A 19,914-nucleotide genomic window follows, 5' to 3' on the forward strand; every position below is an offset into this window, starting at 1 on the left:
GGGATGTCATCTCTCCCCGTCCAGCAACGCCGCGAACAAGCGATCGGCGCGGGAGATGCTCGGTGTTATTTTGGGAATCGCACTTCATCGCTTTGACCTTGAAACTTCCTGTGGAGGGATCACATGTGCGACGCACTCGTCGCGGTCGATATACTCACCACTTAGGGCGCAATTGCATGGTTGGAGCCGGCGCGCTCAAACGGAGAACGCTGTTTTGTCTTTTACCCGTCGCGGATTTTTGAAGTCGCTCTCCAGAACCGCCCTGGTTTTATCGCTCGAAGACGTTTTGAAGCTGGCACGACCAGTCTTCGGCCAGCAATCTCCCCAAACGCCGAAACCATCCGGCAGCGCACGTCAGGCCTATCAAGCCGCCGCGCGGCCTGCACCCAAGGGCGCACCCTCCCCGGTGACGGGAACCCCGCTGGGCGTGCAATTCGTCGACGTCGCGAAAGAAGCGGGCCTCAATGTCGAGATGATCTTCGGCGGCGAGCACCGCAACAAGTATCTGCTCGAAACCACGGGCTGTGGCGCAGCTTTCTTTGACTACGACCAGGACGACTGGGTCGATATCTTTCTTGTGAATGGGTGGCGGCTCGAAGGCTTCCCCAAAGGACATGAACCGGTCTGCCATCTCTTCAAGAACAATCGCGACGGCACGTTTACCGACGTCACCATCAAGTCCGGCCTGGCGCGCTCCGGTTGGGGACAGGCGTGCTGTGTTGGCGACTACAACAACGACGGCTGGAACGACCTGTTCGTCAGTTACTACGGCCAGAATGCGCTGTTCCGCAACAACGGAAACGGCACGTTTACCGAGGTGACCAGAGAGGCCGGCCTGATGCAGGACCGCCTGCGCTGGAATTCGGGCTGCTCGTTCCTCGACTACGACAAGGACGGCCATCTCGATCTGTTCGTAGGCAACTACATCGATCTAGATCTGAAGACCACGCCCCTGCCCGAAGACGCGAACTGCACCTACAAGGGCATCGTGGTCGCGTGCGGGCCGCCGGGGCTCGAGGGCGGCAAGAATCTCCTGTATCACAACAAGGGCGACGGCACCTTTGAAGACGTAAGCGAGCGAGCCGGCATGAATGGCACGCTTGGCACTTATGCATTGAGTTGTGGCGTAGCGGATCTGGACAACACCGGCTGGCCCAATATCTACGTCGCGAACGATTCGACATCGGCCACCTATTACGTGAATCAGAAAGACGGCACGTTTAAAGACCAGGCGATTGAAGCGGGCGTCGCGTATTCACCGGACGGCAAACCGCAGGCCGGCATGGGCGTTTCCATCGGCGACTACAACCGCGACGGAATGCTCGACATTGTGAAGACAAACTTCGCCGGGGATACCGATTCCCTCTTCATGAATCTTGGCGATGGATCGTTCGACGATCGCACCTATCAGGCGGGTCTCGGCATCAACACGCGGCTGCTGGGCTGGGGGGTCAGCTTCATCGATTTCGATAACGACGGTTGGCTCGACATCCTCGTCGCCAACGGCCACGTGTACCCCGAGGTCGATGGCACCCAGGTGGATGCGGCCTACGCCGAACGAAAATACCTCTATCGCAATTTGCGCAACGGCCAGTACGAGGACGTAAGCCTGATTGGCGGCAGCGGCATCACAACTGACGCCAAAGCGCGCGGCTTCGCCGTCGGCGATTACGACAACGACGGCGATCTCGATGCGGTGGTGAACTGCGTCAACGCGATTCCGCAACTGCTGCGTTGCGATTCGACACTGAATCGAAGCTGGATCAAAATTCGCGTGGTCGGAACAAAGTCGAACAAGACGGGGATCGGCGCGCGGATCAAAGTTGTGGCCCAGACGGGTTCGCCGGTTCTCAATGCCAAGCCCGGCACGCCTCTCATTCTCATTGAGGACGTGAAATCGTGCAACGGATACTACTCGTCCAGCGATCTGCGCATTCACTTCGGGCTGAATGACGCGAAGAAAGTGGACTTGGTTCAGATCAACTGGCCGTCGGGCGCCGTAGACACGCTCAAAGACCTCGATGTGAATCGGCTCTACGTGATCGAAGAAGGCGGCAAGCTTTTGAAGAATGAAGCCCTCACTCCCGCAAAGAGAAAAGCGTGAGTCAAATCTGACGTCGCGAGTTTTCGTCCATCCTCCACGCAGTTGGTCCCACAAGGGCCTGACGCCTGCCGGGATGAACTCTCTCGCAGGACTTCTTCCTCACTCCGCGTGAGAAATTACGGCTAAGCAGCCTTTCGGTTTCGCAATTCGCTATTTGCTGGATTGGTCTGTTGCGGGGCGTGTTTTGTTGGGGTCAATTCCGGTCTCAATGAAGTGAACTGCCGTTTCAAGCACTTCGTCGCGGCCCGCAGCAACTCCTTGAACTGTGGGTCGCACTGTCACGTCGGGAATAATGCCCGCACGCTGGGTCGGCCAGTGATTTGGATAGAAAACGCCGAGACCGCTGATCATCGTCTTCAGGCCACCGGGAAGTGGAATGAGCGAAACGTTGCCATCCGCACCTGCTGTCGTGCTTCCCACGACGAGGGCATGCGGCATGGCGCGGAGGGCCATCGCCGTATACTCAGCCTGACTCTGGGTTGTTTCATCAACGAGAATGACGACTTTCCCTCCATAGTGAACGGGGCCTGGCTCAATCAACGGGCCCGCTATGAAGTGGAATGCTCCCGGGTTGGAGAGATCACACTCAGTGAAAACAACAAAAGAGGTTGGTCTTACAGCGAAATAGGCGCCGAGCGCGAAGGGCATGAACTCAGATGGATAATTGCGAATGTCGACAACGAGGCCCTTTGTAGCTTTGGCCTTCTCAAAATAGGCTGGAAGGTCGCCGGTCTTGATGCTCGAGAGTTTGATGTAAGCAATGTCAGGCGAAAGCAGGCGGAAGGTATCACCGGGCTGGTCGTGTGTGAGGACGGGGTCGTATTGAATGCGTGCAGTTAGCACGCGCTGCGAGTGGCCGTTGCGCCTGACATCGAGCGAAATCGAGCCACATATACCTCGGGTTAGAATGATGGCGAAGTCACGTTCGAGGGCGGCGCCATTCGAGACCGCATAGAACCTGCTCCAGTCAGCAACGAGCGACGGAATGGGTACGCCGTCGAGTTTTTCGAGCACATCGCCAGGCTGCAAACCGGTGTTGTCCCCGGAAGTGCGATACACAACGGGCTTTCCGTCGATGAACCGCAGGCTTACAGGGACCGCGCAGTTTCCAACCGGAGGACGCTTTGCCAATGCTCCCTCCAGGCCCGCGTGCGTGTCATTCGTCGCCGGTATCATTTCGAAGATGGCTAACTGATACGCTTGCTTATCGCGAGCGAGGGCTACTTTGGGGATCAGGCTCTTCAGTACTGCGGGCCAATCCTGGTCGGCGACATTTCGGTCAGGCGCCCAGTACTGCAGAATGTTCCACCAGCGGAACAGCGCCAGCAACTGATACCGAAAGTCCGGATAAACAATCTCTGGATATGCGGGTTCATGATCGAACTGTGGATTGCCGGTTTGCCAGGCCTGAGAGACATAGAACTGGTGGCCGGTTCGATGCGCGTAGATCTGCTCCAGCCTTTCGCTCAATAAAGCGCCGAGCGCCGACTGATCGTGGATCCATTCGAGCGGCGGCTTCAGGTCGAGATCGCCCGTGGGTGCCGGAACACACGGACTGCACGCGGGAACGGACCCCAGCTCGTCGATCCAATTCAAGATTGCGTCGTTTGTGTGAGCTCGATCGGGTGCGGCGAGAACGCTGGGTAGAACACGGAACAGATCGTAGTCCCAGTTGCGCTTGCCAGCAGTGACAGCGGGATGGTGGTATTTCAAAAATCCCCAAACGCGTGCAAGAGTCACGAGATTACCCACTTGGATGTCTGTGAGCGCACTGATCTGGATACGAGAGCCGGAGTCAAACTCCTGGTCGGAAGCAAGGGTCCTTTGTGCGATTGGCGTGGGCTGTGCAAAGACTGATGTCGAAGCGGTCACGAACATCAAGGCAACGAGGCACAGATTCACAATGAAGGGACCTCTGCTTATTTTGCCATCACCGGACTAATCACGGGCTCTTCTCGTGGTTCAACAGCCAGCGTTTGCGTTCGATGCCGCCGCCGTAGCCGGACAGTGATCCGTTCGATCGGTGTTTTGAGCCGATCGATCACGAGATGGAGTTTCTCGATCACGAATGGTGTGTGCCTCGCGCGCGGATCCAGCGAAGTCTCTCATCTGATGCTCGGCAAGATCTCCGGGTGTCAACTTAGCTCATCGAATTCCGTCTGAAAAGACATAGGCACGATCGAGAACGGCAGCGAAAGCTGGTGGGGTGCTCAGCCTGTCCCGAGCTCTGTCGGTTTCCCTGGCAGGAATCTGTTTTTTCGCAATGTTGGTGTTGTGCTGGTTTCCGCGCCGCGTGCAAGCTCGCCCGGAAAGCGACGTGCGCGACCCAAACGCTGCTTGTGCGCCCTGCCATCGCGAAATCTATGAGCGCTACCGCACTACCCCGATGGCCAATGCGAGCGGTTTCGCGGTCGAGGGATTCCTTCCCGCTGATTTTGTTCATGCAGCTTCGGGTGTTCATTACCGCGTGACCGAAGAGGCAGGGAACGTCTGGCTCAACTATGAGCGCGAAAGCGCGTCGCCCGACAAAGCGCTCAAGGGCCAACAGGAATTGCGTTATTTCATTGGGTCAGGCAAACGTGGAAGGACCTACCTCTTCGAGCAATCGGGATACTGGTTCGAGGCCCCGATCAACTGGTACGCCAAAAAACAGATCTGGGACATGGCGCCGAATCATACCGCGGACAAAGAAATGCCGTTGACCATGCCCGTGGATCCCGGTTGCCTCCACTGCCATGCCTCGGATGTGGCGCGGTCGCTGCCCGAAGCGCGCAATCTGTACGCAGCCGCACCATTTGCCCACGGAGGCATCACCTGCGCCGCTTGCCACGGCAATGCCGATGCGCATCTAGCTTCGAAGGGCAAAGTGCACATGCTCGACATCGACGCGATGTATCCCGTGCGGCGGGATTCGGTGTGCCTCAACTGTCACCTCGAAGGCCAGGCCGCCGTGATCCGCAACGGCAGAGAGATGGAGAACTTCACCCCGGGAGACGACCTGTTCGACTATGCCTTGTATTTCGTTTACCGCGGCGAGAATGGATCCGGCGGCCGCGCAACAAGCCAGTGGGAAGCTCTTCTGCGCAGCGAATGCAAGATGAAGTCTGGTGATCGGCTGACCTGCACAACCTGCCACGATCCGCATGGCTCGCCCGCGCCCGAAAACAAGGTCGCTTTCTATCGCCAAAAGTGCCTGCAGTGTCATAACACCGCTGGCTTTGCCGAAAAGCATCACCCGGAAAATGCGGACTGCACAGCCTGCCACATGGCTCGGCCGCCTTCAAATGACATCGCCCACGAACAGGTGACGGACCACTGGATCAAGAAGCGCATCAGCAATGAACGCGTTCCGCTGGCAGTGAGCGGAGAACTGGAAGCCGTGGGCGGCATCATCGCCGACGATCGCGATCTTGGCCTCGCCTATGCGCAGATGGCGGAGCGGGGGAACCAGCAAGCAAGCGTGCGCGCACTCTCGCTGCTCGAACGCGCGGAGCACGCTGAGAGCGGAGCCCGGCACGACCACGAGCTCCACGCCGAACTCGGCTTTCTGAAGCAGTTGAACGGTCAGCCGGCGGCTGCGGCCGAGGAATACCAGGTGGCGCTCGAGGCCGATCCTTGCAGCTCGCTGGCCGCCGGAGATCTGGCTTTGCTCAGGGCAGGGCAGCTTCAGTATACGGAGGCTTCGCGTTTGTGGAAGCAAGTCTTCGATCACGATCCTTCGCAACTGGGAGCGGGAAGGAACCTGGCCATTGTGGAATGCGGCCTGGGGGAAAAGGGCGGTGCTTTGGCAACGCTGGATCGGATGCTGGAGTTCTCACCGGATGACGAGGAAACGAAAGCCATGGCCGGGCAGATTCGCGCCGGAAGCCGGAAATGCGGCGGTCGCTGAGGATCGTCGCGGCGGAGGCATCCGCGAGTCAACATGCGAGCGACGTTTGCGGTTTCCTCCCCGGATGCGAATGTTATGCCTAAATCAATTTCGCAGACCGAAACGTCTTTAGACTCAGCCGAACGGTGAAGAGAGCGGCATCATCGATGGCCGTGATCTGCCTTGAGAGCTTGTTCAATTTCCGGTCCAGCACTCTTTGGCGGCGGGTCCTGAAAATCACCTTAAGAATCAACCATTTGATGGAGGAAAACTCCATCCCCTCTGAGGAGAACCCCTAAGGATTCTGTGGCAGTGCATCGAAGTCCGGGATCAAATCAGGCCATGAAACTGGCATCTAGTTTGTATTATCGTTTTCGAGGTGATTGCAGGACTTTGTCTGTTTACAAAATGAGGAACACGCGATCAGCCTCTGATCTGCCGGCTGTGCTTTCCAGAGACGGCGCCGTGCCTGGTATCCCAGTAAATCGCTTTATATACTTCATTTAGTTCGCTGTGTTATGTGCGCGACTGAGGGCAAAATCCGCATCTCTTCCCCCGGTAAAGCTTTTCCGGCAATGACATGTCGATTTCGCAGGCATTCACAACCGAGTTTGCGCTTTTGACGTTGACAGCAGGGTGACACATTCAGTAAGGTTTCGATTTGCTCCGGAGTCTCTAAATTTATCGCTCTCTATCTGTGTTCGGGAGTAGCGGCGCCGGGATTTGAGCGATCCTGCCATCGCGGCAGGTGAGCCCTGTAAGCCGTCTGGTCGACGTAGAAGAACCAGCCGGCGGAACCACCACAAGTTAATAGATCAGAAAAACGGCATACTTTTCAGGAGACCGCATGAACAAGCTTTTTCGCACAGCACTTGTGCTGGCATTTCTTGCCTGCGCAGGTTCGCTCCTCATTGTGACGGCCAGTGCACAATCGGTTTATGGATCGATCTTTGGCACTGTGTCGGACGCGAGTGGGGCTGTCATCCCGGGCGCAGTGATCACCGTGACCGATGTGGCTAAAGGCACCGTCGTTACGGTTACATCGAATGCCTCTGGTGACTACAGCGTCCCGCATCTTATCCCAGATGTCTACAACCTGAAGGTTGTCGCCAAAGGCTTCAAGCCTTTCGAGACCCAGGGCGTGACGGTCCAAGCCGACACGGCTCCTCGCATCGACCCCACGTTGACCATTGGTTCAGATACCGGTACCACCATTACTGTCAATGCCGATTCGGTGCCCCTGTTGAAGACGGAAAAGGCCGACGTGTCCACCGTATTCGACCAGCAGCAGGTTTCCAGTCTCCCGGTGGGCGACCAGAACTTCACCAACCTCCAGCTTCTGCTTCCGGGCGCACAGCTTCTCGGCTGGTCGCACGCTGCCGATGAAAACCCGCAGGGTTCACGCCAGATTCAGGTGGACGGACAGGCCTTCGGCGGAACCGCATTCGAGCTGGACGGCACCGATAACCAGGATCCAATTCTGGGGATCATCGTCATCAATCCGCCCATGGATACGGTGACGGAAACCAAGATCACCACGCAAAACTATGACGCCGAGCTTGGCAAGGCTGTTTCAGCCGTCGTGACTGCTCAAACCCGTTCAGGCACCAACAAGTTCCATGGCAGCGCGTATGACTTCCGCACGGGCAACGCCAATCTGGCGCGTGACCCATACAGCCAGGCGGCAGGTCCGAATGCAATTCCTCCGGGCTTGAAGAACCGCTTCGGCGGATCGATCGGCGGCCCGGTTATTCGCGATAAGGCCTTCTTCTTCTTTAACTGGGAATCCCAGCGTCAGAAGGTCGGAACTTCACAGACCGATTCGGTCCCGACAGCTCAGCTCGTGGCAACCTGCCTTGGAACGCAGACTTCCGCCAGCGGGATTCCGGGATGCGACTTCAGCGAATATGCTGCCATTCTCGCGGGAGGTGGGCAGCTCATTTACGACAATACCGCGGATCAGTCGGCGGCGACCAAGACGGCATTCGCCAACAACGTTGTGCCGACGTCTCTGCTTTCTCCTGCTGCCCTGAACCTGCTGGGCTACATGAAGGCCTATGCCCCGAACAACACAGGTGGAGCATTCAGCCCCAGCAACAGCCAGTGGATCGGAAACAACTACTCCGCAGGCGGCACCGGTTTGTTCAACAGCGATTCATGGACAACCCGCGAAGATTACACCTTTAACGACAAGATGCACGCTTTCGCCCGCTTCTCTCGGTTCTGGGACATTCTGTCTGGCAAAGTGATGTTCGGCGACGCCGGCGGTCTTGGATTCGGCATCGGCGGCTACGGCGGCAACTCCAAGGGCGCGAACGACAGTCTTGCAACCGGCATGGACATCGCCATCAGCCCCAAGCTGCTGACCGACTTCCGCCTCGGCTACTACCGTTACAACGTCATCGACTCGAAGTACGACCAGAATGTCCAATTTGGCAACACATTGGGGATTCCGGGCGTGAACACCGGGAGCTACTTCACCTCCGGCGCACCCGGATTCGAAATCAGCGGCGGCAGCCAGACTTCGTACATCGGTGCGGGCCTGGGCATCAATCGTTGCAACTGCCCACTTACCGAACGCGAGGACCAGGGCCAGATCGTCAATAACTGGACCATGATCCACGGCAATCACACCATCAAACTTGGCGTCGATCTGCGCTACGGCCGTAACCTTCGCGTTCCGTCCGATACGGATCGTACCGGCCAGTTCAATTTCTATGGCGGCCCCACCTCCGACAACGGAACCCTGGGTAATGGCTGGGCAACCTTCGTTCTGGGCGAGAGCAACTACTACGCCCGGTACGTGTCGACTTCAACCAATGCCAAGGAGTTCCAAAAGAGGACCTTCTTCTACGGACAGGACACCTGGCGCGTAACCAAGAACCTGACCCTCAACCTTGGCCTTCGCTGGGAACTCTACTTCCCCGAGGCGGTCAACGGCAAAGGCAATGGTTCGCTCATGAATCTTGCGGATGGCTACATGCACGTTGCCGGCATCGGACAGGTTCCGACCGACATGGGCTGGAGCATCAAGAAGGTCAAGGGCTTCGATCCTCGCATCGGCTTGATGTATCAACTGGATGACAAGACCGTCATTCGCGCGGGCTACGGACGCAGCTTTGACACCGGCGTCTTCGGCTCGATCTTCGGACACGTTGTCACGCAAAACCTGCCGGTACTCGCCAGCCAGACGTTCAACTCATCCGGGAATACGGGTGCGTTGCCCTTTACGCTTGACCAGGGACCAACCGCATTCGTCTTTCCGACAGTTCCCTCCAGTGGCTTGCTTCCGGCGCAGGGTTATGCTGTCAGCCCGAAGGCACGTCCAAACCCGCTTCATTTCCCGACAATCGACGCGTGGAATTTGAGCGTACAGCGCGCCCTCACACCTACGATGTCCTTGACGATTGCCTATGTCGGCAATAAGGGAACCCATACCCTCGGTGACGGCGACAACAACAACACCAACCCGAACGAGGGCGGTCTGTTCCTTCCAGCTCAATACAGCGTTACTGGTCAGACTTTGCACTGGGATCCGAATGGTCTGAGCGGAACACTGCCGGCTGGGTACAGCGGCGGAGTCTCCGACGGTCGGTTCCTGCAACGCTACTATGGCGGGACTCTTGCTGCCTGCCGCGACTCCAATTACGCGACACCCAACTCGCCGAACATCCTTCCGGGTATGTGCGGATGGAACAACGGCATCAGCTACTATGGCGACGATCAGAATACCGAATTCGACGCTCTGCAGATCAACCTGGCAAAGACCTTTACCAAGGGTCTTTCGATCAATGCGAATTACGAATGGGCTGCTGCGTGGGATGACAACGGCCAATATTGGACCTGGAGCCACACGGTTCCTCACCAGCGCGACGGCAACGTTCGCGATCAACAGCTCGTTTCGTATGGCAGCTACGATCTGCCATTCGGCAAGGGCAAGCAACTCGCGCAGAACGTCAACACCCTCACGGATGAGATCATCGGCGGTTTCCAACTGGCGTATGTGCTCAACTGGTCGAGCGGTCTGCCGTTCGGAATCGGTTACGACCAGTTCAACATTTCCGGCGTAGGCGATCCTCAAAGCTGCAACACGAACGTCGGTGGCACGAATGCACCTTGCCGTCCCAACGTCTCAGGACACATGAAGACGCACCTTACCAGTTTCAAGACGAACTCGGGCGGTACTGGCAATCGGAGCTTCTTCGCGGCGCAGCCGAGAGCCGGCGGTCTCTTCTCGTTCCCGGGACTCGACAACATCGGCAACGGTGGGGCCAATACGTACTTTGGACCCTCGTTCTTCAATACCGACATGGCCATCACCAAGGCGTTTACCATTCATGAGAGCATCGTTACGAAGTTCCGCATGGATGCATTCAACGCGTTCAACCACATCAATGCCGGCAACCCTAACAACACAGACGTCTTTGGCAGCGTAGGAACAGCAACTGGTGCACAGCTGAACAACATCGGCGGCGAAGCACCGGGACCTGGTCCTCGACAGCTTGAATTCTCTCTTCACGTGCAGTTCTAAGGCGCGGAGGAGTCGCAACAACCCTGGAGGGGAGCTTCGGCTCCCCTCTTTCTTTGTTCTCACGGGTACAATCCGCCTTCGTCCAACCAGCAGATGTTTGCGCAGAGTTAAACTGAACTCATCAGGACAATCATGCTTCGCGCCTTCGCCATTGCAGTTCTTCTGTCTACTTCGAACGCCGCACTCCCGGGACAACTCCAACAGGGCGCAGTTCCCTCCCCGGATTCCCCAGCTCCCGCAGTGACCATTGAAACTGCGAAAGAACTTGCCGCGAAAGGCCGTCTCGACGCGGCCATGGCGCAGTTGGATCAATTGTCCAGGCAAAGCCCGGAGCCTGCGGGCGTCGAGCGGCTGCGCGGTCTGATTTATTACGAGCGGGAGCAGTTTCCGCCTGCGATCGACGCCTTCACAAAGGCCGCCGATCAGGACCCCAGCGACCACGAGTCGCTTGAAATGCACGGGGTGAGCCTGTTCCGCCTGGGCCGCATTCAGGAGGCGATTCCATTTCTCGAGAAAGCGCGCATCGGGGTGCAGGGCGAGAACGTCGATCCTGATTACGTCCTCGCCCTCTGCTACGCCGACGTCCAACGCTACGACGACGCGCGGCACGCATTTGCATCCCAGTATGGGTTTGCACCCGATTCCGCTGAAGCCCATCTACTCGCCGGGCGTCTCTTCCTGCGTCGCGAACTGCGCGATGAAGCCGGGGTGGAAGCAAGCAAGGCCCTCGAGATCAATCCGTCTCTGCCCCTCGCGCACGAGTTGCTGGGCGAGGTTGCTCTTTCCAGAGCCGACACGGCAGGCGCGATCCGCGAGTTTGAAGCTGAACGCAAAATCAACCCGCTCAATCCCGATCTCTACGATCGGCTCGGAGACGCCTACCTGCGCAACGGCCAGTTCACTGATGCCCAACAGGCGTTGAATCGAGCCGTCCTCCTTGAACCGCAGGCGACCGGCCCCTACATCCTTCTGGGTGAAACATTCCTCAAGTTGAAGCAGCCCATCGAGGCACTGCATTATCTCGATCACGCGGAGAAGATGGATCCCTCCAACTACATTACGCATAACCTTCTGGGGCAGGCATACAAGGCGACGGGGCAGCTCGACGCAGCGAATCGCGAATTCAAACTCGTGGTTGCCATTCAGCACCAGAGCGATCCCAAGCCTGCGGGGAAGTAGACGATGCCCCGCAGCGCGACGCGATCCATTCTGGCTCTTGCCGTCCTCCTTGGCCTCACCCTCGGCGCATTCGCGCAAGCCGGAGAGAAGAATGCCGCAGACGCTGTCAAGCGTGCCGACGCGGCCTTCCACGAGGGGTACGCGGCACGCCAGGCCGGAGACCTGGAACTGGCGCGGTCGAAATTCGCTGAAGTCGTACATCTGCAGCCAAAAATCGCCGAAGGACACGAAGCCCTCGGCGCGGTGCTGGTGGAGCTCGGCAAACCCCTGGAAGGCGCGAAGGAATTCGAAGCGGCAAAAAAAATCAAGCCCAACGACAACGGAATTGAGACCAATCTTGCCCTCGCGTATTCCCAGGCAAACCAACCGGCAATCGCTATTCCGCACTTCGAATCAGCGCTGATTCTGTCCCGGCAACCAGGTCACACAGCGCCGGAGGCATCGTTCTACGATGCGTATGGCCACGCTCTTGCCGCAGTCGGCAAGCCGGATCAGGCGGCGCTCCAGTTCATTGCGGAGGAATCGCTCACTGGTCCCCGCGCCGATCTTGAAGACGCGATCGGCACGCTCGAAGCGCAGCAGGAAAAATGGCACGATGCGCAGGACAGATTCGAGCATGCCATCGCCCTGGATGGCTCGTTTGTTCGCGCGCGCATTCATCTCGGCCTGCTCTTCAGGGTTCAGAGGAATTTTGCCGATGCATTGAATACGCTTTCCTCCGCGGCCGCCATGACCCCGCCGAGCGGCGAAGCCCTGATGGAATATGGCCGCACGCTCGCCGCAGTCGGCAAGGATGAAGACGCGGTGCAGCAGTTCAATGGCGCCGCGCAGCTCGACCCCAATACACCCGGTGTCCAACTCGAACTGGGCATGGCGCTGCAGCGGCTCGGGCGCCAGCAGGAGGCGATTCCGTGGTTTCAGAAGGCAGTCGAGCGCGAACCGCACAATCCTTCGGCACTTACCAATCTTGGCTTGGCGCTGACGCTCACCGGCAAAGGCAAAGAAGCGCTCGACGATTTCAAGCGCGCCCTCGCCGAGAATGTGAAGGATCCCACCATCTACAAGGATCTGGGCGTCTGCCACATTCAGCTTTCAGCCTTTGATGAGGCCATCGACGACTTCCAGAAGGCCCTGGCGCTCGATCCCAACGATCCGCAGCTTCACTACGATCTCGGCCTCGCCTACAAGTTCAAAGACCGCCCGCAGGATGCCATTGCGGAACTGAGCCGCGCGGGGCAGATGGACCCCAAACTGCAGGATCCGCCCTACACGCTGGGCATCCTCTACATGCAACTTGGCAGGCTCGACGATGCCGTAACGGAGCTGAGGAAGGCTGTTGCGCTGCGCCCGGAAAATGGCGATGCCTGGGCGATTCTGGGCAGCACGCTCAAACAGGATTCGCGCCTGCCCGAAGCAGCCGAGGTCTTGAGGAAGGCTATTCCGCTCCAGCCCGGTCAGCCCGGCCCACGCGTCACGCTCGCCGGAGTTCTCGCCGAGCAGGCCGGCAATCTCAGCACGCAGGCCGACGCCGCCGATGCGGCCGGCGATCCAAAGAAAGCCGAAGAATTACGCGGCGAGATGAAGCAGCTTCGCACCGAGGCTGCGGATTATCGCAAGGAAGCAGCCGTGCTCGCGCGCGGCGCCGTCAGCCGGCAACGCGCCAATTTCGCATTGAATGCCGGCAACCAGTTGATGCTGCGCGGACAGATCGCCGACGCCATCGCGCGCTATCAGGAGTCGGTCGCCGCCGATCCCACCTTCGCCGCGGCGCATACCCAGCTCGCTATCGCCTATGACCGCCAGGGCCGCACCGAAGAAGCCGCCGCCGAGCGCGCCAAGGCCGCAGACCTCGTGAACGCGCAGTAGGGCATTGGCCGTCCTTCGGACCTCAATCGGGCAACAATTCCATTTTGTTGTTGTCTGCCGTGGCTCGCACGCCCTACATTGCTCGGTATGAATTCCAATGGCCGCCGCTCCTTCCTCAAGCAGGCAGCAACACTTGCCGGCGCGTTCTCCGTCAACAGCCTTTTCCACCAGGCGCACGCCGCCGAGTTTGCCGGCGCCGGGGCACACATCGCGCACCTCGACCCCGAGATTGCCGCGCAGGATGAAGACTACTGGAGCGTGATCCAGCGCGCCTACTCGGTCAATCCGAATCTCATCAACCTCAACAACGGTGGAGTCTCGCCCGCACCCATCGTTGTGCAGGAAGCGGTGGAGCGCTACAACCAGCTCTCGAATGAGGGCCCGTCCTATTACATGTGGCGCATTCTCGATCAGGGCCGCGAGCCCCTGCGCGAAAAGCTGGCCCAGCTCGCCGGAGCCAAGCCGCACGAAATCGCAATCGACCGCAACTCCACCGAGGCGCTCAACACCATCATCTATGGGCTAGACCTGAAGGCCGGCGACGAGGTCATTGGGACAAAACAGGATTATCCCAACATGATCCAGGCCTATCGCCAGCGCGCCATGCGCGAAGGCATCATCTACAAGCAGATCAGTTTCGACTTCCCGATTGAAGATGACGACCAGATTGTGAAGGCGTATGAGCAGGCCATCACCCCGCGTACCAAGCTGATCCACGTCACGCACATGATCAACTGGGTCGGCCAGATCATGCCCGTAGCAAAGATTGCCGACATGGCGCACGCGCACGGCATCGAAGTGCTGGCCGACGGCGCGCACTCCTTCGGCCTGATGGACTTCAAGGTTCCCGACCTGCACTGCGATTATTTCGGCACCAGCCTGCACAAGTTTCTCTCCGCCCCCATCGGTACCGGCATGATGTGGGTCCGTCAGGACAAGATCGAAAAGCTCTGGCCGCTGACTTGCAACTCCACTCCGCATAGCCCCGACATTCGCAAGTTCGAAACGCTGGGCACGCGCAGCTTTCCTCTGGAACAAGGCATCGGCGAAGCCATCAACTTCCACGAGGGCATCGGCGCCAGGCGCAAGGAGGAACGCATTCGCTATTTGAAGAACTACTGGGCCTCGCGCGTGCAGCAGACGAAGAAGGTCAAGCTGCATACCTCGCTTAACGCGAAATACTCCTGCGCCATCTGCGGCGTAAGCATCGACGGCATGACGCCTGCGGAGCTAGAGAACGCGCTCTTCAACCAGTACAAGATCCACACCGTCGGCATCGTGTGGGAGAACATCAGCTGCGTCCGGGTGACACCGCATGTCTATACGTCGATCGCAGACCTCGACAAGATGGTGCGCGCCATCAATACGCTGGCAGCCTGAAAGGGACTACGGTTCGCTTCAGCAGTCTTCGGCTCTCGTCGAGTCAGGCGCTAGATCCGGGTGGCGAGGTGTTGATCCGGTGCGTTCTTGAGGACTTGCTGAATAGAGCACCGAACAGCGGCGAAGATTCCTGTGAGCATCATGGGCAGGATCCAAACAAGAAAGAGAGCACGCAGAGAAAAGGTCCGCAGAAGAACACTGCATACCAGGAAGAGAAGCGCGTACTCAGAGCAAATGAGTTTCCGCTGAGTTGCGGAGCCGAACCTGAGGGCCGACACAGGTATCAGGATCGGGTTCAGCAACAAAACCCGCACGAGCCGAACGAAGTGCGCGGGCCATTTTGTGTGCCGACTGCGTGAGTCGACGCGGTATTTGTCTGCATCGCGAGGATCACCGGGAAATCGAAAACGGCGCAGGTGCATAACCTGGAACGCGGAAAACGACATCAGAAAGATGAATCCCAACAAGGCTGTGATGATCCAGTTCCAGCGGCGATTGGGAATCAACTGCCTGTGCATCCCCTCGTGCAGCAAGAGCAGAAGAGAGTTGAGAGAGACCATGGATATGACGACTCCGACCGCAAACGTCATGACACTTGAATGAGCGATTGCCCAAATGCTGATTGACGAGCCCATCGCAGCCAGGGTCACAAAAATCGCGAACTCTCTGAGGCATCTTCTGGAATCGAATCGTCCGAGGGCCTCAGTATCTCTTCCCGGCTTTCCTGCCGGATGATCTCGGATTTTCAGGTCATCGACGATAGCCGCCCTTTCAGCGGCCCCCTGATGCATCGGCGCGAAGATCAGGCGGTACACAATCCAGCCGAATACAACTCCTGCAGCGATGTCGACCGCTGCATGACGCTTTGTAAGGAGCGTCGACGCGATCACCAGCACCGTCCAGATCCAAAGCCCATATCGGGCAATGGGCGATTGGAGGTTCCTCCACGTGCACAGCGCACAGAAAAGCGAAAGAGAGGCATGGAGGGATGGGCAGGCGTTCCGTGGTCGATCGACGGCGAGCAGGCCGCGGATCAGAGGATCTGTGTACGAAGTTGAGATTGCTGTCGGCCAAAAGAAGAACGCAACACAGGATGTGAAGACGATCAGTGCGTATCCGAACGCCGCATCGCGAAGTTCCTGTGACTCGTGAATGACAAGGAGCGGCGTCAGCAACAGAAGATAGTAGGAGAAATACGGCACAACGAAGACCGGAAGAAACGGGATCGCGCGATCGACGGCTGTGTCGGGAATCGGAAAGGCGTTGAAGAATGAAGAGTGCAGCGTGCTGAAGTACAGAATCAGGATTCCGAGCGTCAATGGCGCCGCCAGAGCCGCTTTCTCGCGAATGGAACACATACCCGGCGATTGTAGCAACCGGCGTAGTCTTCTTTCCTGATACTCATGCTTGCACTCATTTGCGCCCGACTCCCCTTCTGCTCAAACTCACTGCAATTGACGTAGAAATCAGCTATGATTTCATCCACTTTTTGAATGAAAGACGGGGTGCGGTGAATTCAAGACGCGCTCGTCGAACGTTGTCGTGTCCGGTCGGAACGAACTGAGGAAAAGAGCATGCCGCTGTTCCACAGGTGCGATGGCGATCTCGTGCCAAACCTCGATCCAATACGCTGCATGATGCCTCTCGTCATGCCGGGCCGAAACGACTCGATTGTTTATCACACGACCCGGTGGGACATCGGACGCACACGCATATGGCTGCAAAACTACAACGGGAGCCGCGGCGAGCGGCCTCGCGCCACATTCTTCCATCTTGTTCTTTACGCAAGCGCCCGGATGCTCCATGCACGGCGAGGTCTCAACCGGTTTGTCGCTGGCGGCCACATTTACCAGCGTCGCGGTGTTTTCCTCTCCTTCGCGGTCAAAACCCGATTTGAAGAAGACGCGCCGATAACAACTGCAAAGCTCGGATTTCCCGCAGAGCATTCGTTTGAGAAATGTGTGGATATTATCTCGGATGCCATTATGCAAGGACGTTCGGGCCGGCCAAGCCCCATCGAGCGGGAAGTCCGGTTTCTTACGCGGCTGCCCATGCCTGCACTCCGCGTCGTAGTTGCAGCAGGAAACGTCCTTGATCGCTTCAACCTTCTTCCAGCATCGTTGATCGATCCTGATCCCATGTATTCGAGCATGTTTCTCGCCAACCTTGGCTCTATTCATATCGATAACGCCTTCCATCATCTCTATGAGCATGGAACCTGCAGCCTGTTTGGTGTGGTCGGCAAACCGCAAAGACGTCTTCAGGCAGACCGATCTGGCAGGGCCGCCGTCCGGGAAGTCTTACCAATACAGTGGAGCTTCGACGAGCGCATAAACGACGGCTTCTACTGCTTGGAATCCCTGCAAACCCTGCGGCGCATCGTGGAGGATCCGCAGCGATATGTCGTTCGCCAGTCGGTGTGCGTGCCTGGCTCAGAGGGAGGCTCCAACCATGCTCACCCTTTGTCGTAACTCGGCTTAGTTCCTGCGCATAGGTGGCATGCCGCGCAGAAAGCCGGCGTGGACTACATCGCCAGCGTCGCTTTCCACGCCGTCGGCACCATGTGGGAGAACATCAGCTGCGTCCGCGTACCGCCACGTCCATCTATCGATCGCCGATCTTGACAAGATGGAATTGCGCTTTTGTGTCAACGATGAATACGCATCAGGGATTAGGTGGACTTTTCGGAGCGAGGCATCGCCCTCGCGAGCATAAGAACAGTGCCACAATACATCAGCGTATCGAAGAGATAATTCAGACCCTCCAGGCTGGCGCGCTCTGCCACTGCGATCGGCACGTACACAACCAGGATCACAAAGAGCACGGTCAAGCCGATCGACGCCCCTGCCGCGCGGGTCTTCTTTCCCGCAAGCAGCAGGATTCCCGCGATCAGGTACATCACTGCCGTCAGGTAGGTCCAGATCGAATGTCCGAAGAGCCACGCAGGAGTCACCATTTCCAGGGGAATGCCGGGGACATGATCCGCGTGCAGGAATTGCTGAATCGCGTAAAACAATACGGGAATGGCAATGAAGTAGCGCGCGATCGTCGCAGCGGCCCGGGCGGCACGCGGGCTCTGCTGCTGGCTGAGGCTCGCGGCCAGCGCCAGCGGCCCGGCGCAGAATGACAACTCTCTCAACGCGAGAATGATCGCAAAGCGATTGTGCGGATTCCGCATGCAGCCCGGCACGTCCATCAGCACCACGAAGAGAAAGAACATCAGGGCCAGCAAACTTGATGAAAAACGTACGCAGATTCCCGTGACGAGGCTGAATGCCGCTGCAATCAGGCTGGCGCCAACCAGGTACACCCAGAAGACATGCCACGGAATCCACGCTGGCACGATCGAGGCGATACCCCTGGTGAGGGTAAAGTGTTCGGTGCCGAAGGCCGCAATGGGCACCGCGTAGAAGAGCGGACCGAACAGAATCAGCTTGTCCAGTCTTGGCTCGGTCCGCCATTCACCGCGCAGAAAAATCACCACGAGCCCAGTCGCAAAAACCAGTGCGGCGACCCCATACGACCAGGTCACCTCCATGGGAATTGCGACCAGGGCCACGGCCGCCCGCGAAACCACGAGGCTGTCTCCCAAGGGCAACCCTCCTCCCTCGATACGTCCTGCTCTCCCGTTGATCCAAGACGTAATTAGCTGATCCAAGGTAGTCGAAAGCGTTTGCTGCGTATATACGCAAGATTCAACTCACCGGATTCTTGTTGTCAGCCGGTCTCGCAGTCGCGGGAGTTGGCTGTCCATGATGAGTCTCAGGCTAGCTAGGCCGTCGAAGGGCTTTGTACGGTGCGTATAATCGCGTGGAACGCCGTGGACGAAAGCTGATATGAACCGAGCGACGTTTGTCTCCCTAGCCTTTCTCTGTGTATTGCCGAGCGCCAGTCCTGCCAGCGACTATGCCGCGCGCAGAACTGCGGCGAAACAGCAATGTGAGGCGATCGATCCGAGTGCGTATCAAAGCGGCCTGTTCTTCAATCCAGATGGGTACCGCTCCTACTACGTTCAGTCCGAATGCTTCCAGAAGGCGGCAGTGCAGTTTCGCGATGCACGGTTATGCGACCGGGTGCGCCGGCGCTGGTCGATGCTTTCGTCCAGTTGGGGAGTCTCATCGACGCAGTGCCAGAAGCTCGTCTCCAACGGAGTTGCAGCGGATCGCACGGAACTCGAAAAAGAGAAGCAGCTTTATGCCGCCCGGCCGGTACGGCTGCTGCGCTTCCGTGTCGAACGGAATGGGAACGGAAGGGATTTCGATTTCATACCGGAATTCTCTCCAGGGTATGCACACGGATACAGGGTGGTCTTGGAGATTGTCGATGTTCGCGAGCAACCGATCCTGCTCCATTCTGACGGATATTACGTCGATCCAAATTCAAGGCTGAACATCTTCATACGCCAGGCCGACATCCGCTCGCGTTTTCCCGAATTCCAGCTGAACCACACCTACAAAGCCCGGGCAACCATCCTCCTGAGTGTCGGGATGGGAGGGGACTCCGGATATTGGAGCGACGAGTTCATCGAGAACACGTTCCCTCTCCGCGAGCGGTCGCAGTCGTTGACGATCGAGAGCAAATTTTAGAAATCGAAGCTCCGATGACCGCGGCACCGGCGCGATCGATGCGGAGCTCTTCAATGTGACCCGGATCGGAAGTTTATCTGCTGACTCGATGGCGATCGCGATACTCTGGGCACCCGAGAGAGGACAGGGGTTTCATCTTCCTCCAGGACTCAACGTGGCACGTCCCATCAGAGAATTGTCGATCGATCTCTAGGAATTGTCCCATTTCGCGGCCTGATCTGGACGCTCAAATCGGCTCCGAGAGGTTTGTGGTCAATCCGGCAGTTACCACTAAGAATGATTATCCCCTTGACGCATGACGTGTTTTGACACAAGATATGTGGCATGAGGTCAGCGATCAATCTGTATTCCCTGGCGCGCAAGTTTCCCACCGAGAAGCATGCCCTTGAGCATCTGATCC

Annotated in this window: 11 protein-coding genes and 1 pseudogene; 9 read left to right on the forward strand and 3 right to left on the reverse strand. The window is 58.0% G+C overall.

Annotated features, from left to right (window positions below; genetic code table 11):
* Nucleotides 1-214 precede the first annotated feature (214 nt).
* Nucleotides 215-2,104 (forward strand): CRTAC1 family protein, encoded by a 1,890-nt coding sequence (locus WCA10_RS21825; RefSeq protein WP_472824644.1) that lies wholly within the window; start codon nucleotides 215-217, stop codon nucleotides 2,102-2,104.
* A gap of 150 nt (nucleotides 2,105-2,254) precedes the next feature.
* On the opposite strand, the gene WCA10_RS21830 is transcribed toward WCA10_RS21825, so the two are convergent.
* Nucleotides 2,255-4,006, reverse strand: coding sequence for a S41 family peptidase (locus tag WCA10_RS21830; RefSeq protein ID WP_472824645.1), 1,752 nt, complete (start codon nucleotides 4,004-4,006; stop codon nucleotides 2,255-2,257).
* A 415-nt stretch (nucleotides 4,007-4,421) separates the two neighbouring features.
* Here WCA10_RS21830 and WCA10_RS21835 point away from each other — a divergent pair, with 415 nt between their 5' ends.
* The 6 genes and pseudogenes from WCA10_RS21835 to WCA10_RS21860 all read left to right on the forward strand — a co-directional run bounded on the left by WCA10_RS21835 (nucleotide 4,422) and on the right by WCA10_RS21860 (nucleotide 14,928).
* Nucleotides 4,422-5,993 carry a cytochrome c3 family protein gene (locus WCA10_RS21835; protein WP_472824646.1) on the forward strand — a complete coding sequence of 524 codons (1,572 nt, stop codon included), beginning with the start codon at nucleotides 4,422-4,424 and terminating at the stop codon, nucleotides 5,991-5,993.
* Nucleotides 5,994-6,819: 826 nt separating this feature from the next.
* Nucleotides 6,820-7,149 (forward strand): annotated as a pseudogene (locus WCA10_RS21840) (carboxypeptidase-like regulatory domain-containing protein); the annotation flags it as partial.
* A 330-nt stretch (nucleotides 7,150-7,479) separates the two neighbouring features.
* Nucleotides 7,480-10,503, forward strand: a complete 3,024-nt coding sequence (locus WCA10_RS21845) for a TonB-dependent receptor domain-containing protein (RefSeq protein ID WP_472824655.1) — start codon at nucleotides 7,480-7,482, stop codon at nucleotides 10,501-10,503.
* A 132-nt stretch (nucleotides 10,504-10,635) separates the two neighbouring features.
* Nucleotides 10,636-11,682, forward strand: coding sequence for a tetratricopeptide repeat protein (locus tag WCA10_RS21850; protein WP_472824647.1), 1,047 nt, complete (start codon nucleotides 10,636-10,638; stop codon nucleotides 11,680-11,682).
* A 3-nt stretch (nucleotides 11,683-11,685) separates the two neighbouring features.
* On the forward strand, nucleotides 11,686-13,548 hold the full coding sequence (locus tag WCA10_RS21855; protein ID WP_472824648.1) for a tetratricopeptide repeat protein: 1,863 nt from the start codon (nucleotides 11,686-11,688) through the stop codon (nucleotides 13,546-13,548).
* Between the two features lie 87 nt (nucleotides 13,549-13,635).
* A complete protein-coding gene (locus WCA10_RS21860) occupies nucleotides 13,636-14,928 on the forward strand; it encodes an aminotransferase class V-fold PLP-dependent enzyme (RefSeq protein ID WP_472824649.1) in 1,293 nt (430 codons plus the stop codon).
* 50 nt (nucleotides 14,929-14,978) lie between these two features.
* Here the strand turns inward: WCA10_RS21860 and WCA10_RS21865 are convergent, their stop codons facing one another.
* A complete protein-coding gene (locus WCA10_RS21865; RefSeq protein ID WP_472824650.1) occupies nucleotides 14,979-16,286 on the reverse strand; it encodes a fatty acid desaturase in 1,308 nt (435 codons plus the stop codon).
* Between the two features lie 216 nt (nucleotides 16,287-16,502).
* On the opposite strand from WCA10_RS21865, the gene WCA10_RS21870 reads away from it, so the two are divergent.
* Nucleotides 16,503-17,399, forward strand: a complete 897-nt coding sequence (locus WCA10_RS21870) for a hypothetical protein (RefSeq protein ID WP_472824651.1) — start codon at nucleotides 16,503-16,505, stop codon at nucleotides 17,397-17,399.
* 200 nt (nucleotides 17,400-17,599) lie between these two features.
* On the opposite strand, the gene WCA10_RS21875 is transcribed toward WCA10_RS21870, so the two are convergent.
* Entirely contained in the window at nucleotides 17,600-18,520 is a 921-nt protein-coding gene (locus WCA10_RS21875) for a DoxX family protein (RefSeq protein ID WP_472824652.1), read from the reverse strand.
* A gap of 244 nt (nucleotides 18,521-18,764) precedes the next feature.
* Here WCA10_RS21875 and WCA10_RS21880 point away from each other — a divergent pair, with 244 nt between their 5' ends.
* Nucleotides 18,765-19,514 (forward strand): hypothetical protein, encoded by a 750-nt coding sequence (locus WCA10_RS21880; RefSeq protein ID WP_472824653.1) that lies wholly within the window; start codon nucleotides 18,765-18,767, stop codon nucleotides 19,512-19,514.
* Nucleotides 19,515-19,914 lie beyond the last annotated feature (400 nt).

The organism is Occallatibacter sp. (assembly GCF_049582745.1).
Lineage (GTDB): Bacteria > Acidobacteriota > Terriglobia > Terriglobales > Acidobacteriaceae > Telmatobacter.

Bases quoted from the DNA above. Each gene is read 5' to 3' on its own strand.
- WCA10_RS21845 (WP_472824655.1), top strand. From the start codon at position 7,480: ATGGATACGGTGACGGAAACCAAGATCACCACGCAAAACTATGACGCC.
- WCA10_RS21850 (WP_472824647.1), top strand. From the start codon at position 10,636: ATGCTTCGCGCCTTCGCCATTGCAGTTCTTCTGTCTACTTCGAACGCC.
- WCA10_RS21855 (WP_472824648.1), top strand. From the start codon at position 11,686: ATGCCCCGCAGCGCGACGCGATCCATTCTGGCTCTTGCCGTCCTCCTT.
- WCA10_RS21860 (WP_472824649.1), top strand. From the start codon at position 13,636: ATGAATTCCAATGGCCGCCGCTCCTTCCTCAAGCAGGCAGCAACACTT.
- WCA10_RS21865 (WP_472824650.1), bottom strand. From the start codon at position 16,286: ATGTGTTCCATTCGCGAGAAAGCGGCTCTGGCGGCGCCATTGACGCTC.
- WCA10_RS21870 (WP_472824651.1), top strand. From the start codon at position 16,503: ATGCCGCTGTTCCACAGGTGCGATGGCGATCTCGTGCCAAACCTCGAT.
- WCA10_RS21880 (WP_472824653.1), top strand. From the start codon at position 18,765: ATGAACCGAGCGACGTTTGTCTCCCTAGCCTTTCTCTGTGTATTGCCG.